Genomic DNA, 2,063 nt, shown 5'->3' with positions numbered 1-2,063 from the left:
GTAGCGCTCCTCCTGGAGCACCAGCCCGTGGAACAGCGCCCCCAGCACCGCGCACGCCCCGAGCGTCACCAGCGACGGAGCCCAGAGCGAGGCACCCACGAGGTACAGGTAGGAGAAGACGTAGATGGGGTTGCGCGAGTAGCGGTGGAGTCCTCTCTCGTGCAGCACGGGCGGGGCCTCCCCCGCGTCCACGCCGATGCGGAACGTCGCGCCCATGCCGTACTGCGCCGCCAGCATGCCCACCAGCCCGAGCACGCCCAGCGCCCAGCCCACCTCCGGCGGAAGGGCCAGCAGGGGCCGGCCCCAGGGCCGATCGGACCAGCGCGGCCAGAGCGCCGCCGCCACCACGGAGCCAGCCCACACCAGCGAGGCGCCGCTGATCCGCCGCGTGAGGCGCGTGTGGGCGGAGTCGGCCCCGGTGCTCCGGTAGGCCAGCGGGCTGCGGCCGAAGCGCAGGCGGTAGACGAGGCTTGCGCCCAGGTGCCCCAGCAGCAGGTGCAGCGAGATGAAGCCCAGGTAGAGCGCGGGCGCGTCGCGAAGCGCCTTCATGGTCCCACCACCTCCGCCGGAAGCCCGAAGCCCGTGGACGCCCAGCCCGCGAGCTGCTCGGTGAAGTCGCGCAGCTCGCCCCGGGTCCACAGTCCCTCGAACGTCGCCGTGTTGAGGGTGAGCGTGTCGCCAAAGCCCAGGCCCGTCGCGCCCCAGGTGGCCGTGTGGCTGCGCAGGGAGTGGATGCGGAAGGGCGCGTCCACGAAGTGCTTGTCGAGCCGCCCCAGGTAGGTCGCCACCAGCGTGTTGGTGCGGGGCTCGGCCACCAGCCCGGGGCGCGCGTTGCGCCGCAGCACGGGCCCCGGGGCGAGCCGCGCCACCGCCATGCACTCCAACGCCGTCGTCCAGTGCACGCCCTCGTCGAGCACGCGCCGCAGCGCCTCGCGCACCAGCGCCGCCAGGGCGGGCGCGTCCTCCAGCCGGGCGCGGACCTCCCGCAGGGGAAGCTCCAGCGGCACCGTCGAGCAGCCGTTGCCCAGCATCCGCCCCAGTCCCAGCATGCGCCGCAGGTCCACCGGCACCCGCAGGCGGATGAGCCCGTCCCTCGTGGGCTCGCGCAGCGCGACGCCCGCCAGCAGCGCGGCGAAGAAGACCTCCGAGGCCTGGACGTCCGTGCGGCCCGCCGGGAGTGTCAGGCGCGCCGTCGCCATCAACGAGCGGCCCGCGGTGTCTCCACTGCGGCGCAGGCCCAGGCCCCGCTGCGCGAGGAGCCGGCGGCGGGGGCTCGCGAGGCCCAGCACCCGGCCCGGCCCGCGCAGCGCCGCGAGCAGCACCTTGCCATCCGTCAGCGTCGAGGGGCCCAGCGGGGGCGACTCCGACGCGCGCCCCGCGCAGTGCAGCCAGAGCCGCTCCAGCAGGTGGGCGAGCGCCTTGGCGTCCCCGATCGCATGGTGGAGCTGGATGGCGAGCAGCCACGGGCCCGGCGCGCCATCGGCCAGGGGGTGGAGGTGCAGCCGCAGCGGCACGTCCCTCGCGAGGTCCACCCGGGTGTTGATGACCCGCGTCACCGCCTCGGGTTCGTCCAGCGGCTCGGCGCCTTCCAGCAGGGCCGCGTCCACCGCCCCGTCCGTGCGCGGCGCGGGCACCCACGCACCGCGCGCGTCGTCCCAGGCCACGTTGAGGCGCTCGCTCTCGCGCACCAGGGCGCGCAGGGCCCCGCGCAGCCGCGCCACGTCGGGCCGCGCGTCGATGCGCAGCAGCACCGTGGCCCAGATGGTGGCCACCTCGCCGTCCAGCCGCGCGAGGAGCGTGTCTACGAAGTTCGCGCGCATCGCTCCACCCATCCGCTCCACAGGGCCCGGGCCGCCTCGCCGTCCAGCCGCGCCCGCACCACCGCCTCGCGCGCACGCTCCGGCGCCGGCAGGTGCTGGAAGACGATGTCGTCGGGCACGTCCAGGCGCGGGCGGAGGCCCGTCGGCAGGTAGCCCGCCGCGAGGAGCACGGGCGTGGCCTCGGCCACCCGCTGGGGCTCGCCCATGGACAGGTGGACGAGGTCCACGCGCGCCCGCGAGGAC

Annotated in this window: 3 protein-coding genes; all 3 read right to left on the bottom strand. The window is 76.0% G+C overall.

Going from position 1 to position 2,063, the window contains the following annotated elements:
• Window positions 1-549 (bottom strand): methyltransferase family protein (locus D7W81_RS40995; protein ID WP_208721697.1); only part of this gene is annotated, 549 nt, incomplete at its 3' end.
• Window positions 546-1,820 (bottom strand): condensation domain-containing protein, encoded by a 1,275-nt coding sequence (locus D7W81_RS40990; RefSeq protein ID WP_158621791.1) that lies wholly within the window; start codon window positions 1,818-1,820, stop codon window positions 546-548. The genes D7W81_RS40990 and D7W81_RS40995, both read right to left, overlap by 4 nt.
• The coding region (locus D7W81_RS42695; RefSeq protein ID WP_208721696.1) for a hypothetical protein at window positions 1,802-2,063 on the bottom strand (262 nt) is incomplete at its 5' end. The genes D7W81_RS40990 and D7W81_RS42695, both read right to left, overlap by 19 nt.

The sequence above is a fragment of the Corallococcus aberystwythensis genome (genome assembly GCF_003612165.1).
Taxonomy (GTDB): Bacteria; Myxococcota; Myxococcia; order Myxococcales; family Myxococcaceae; genus Corallococcus; species Corallococcus aberystwythensis.
This window is presented reverse-complemented; position numbering and strand designations above follow the sequence as displayed.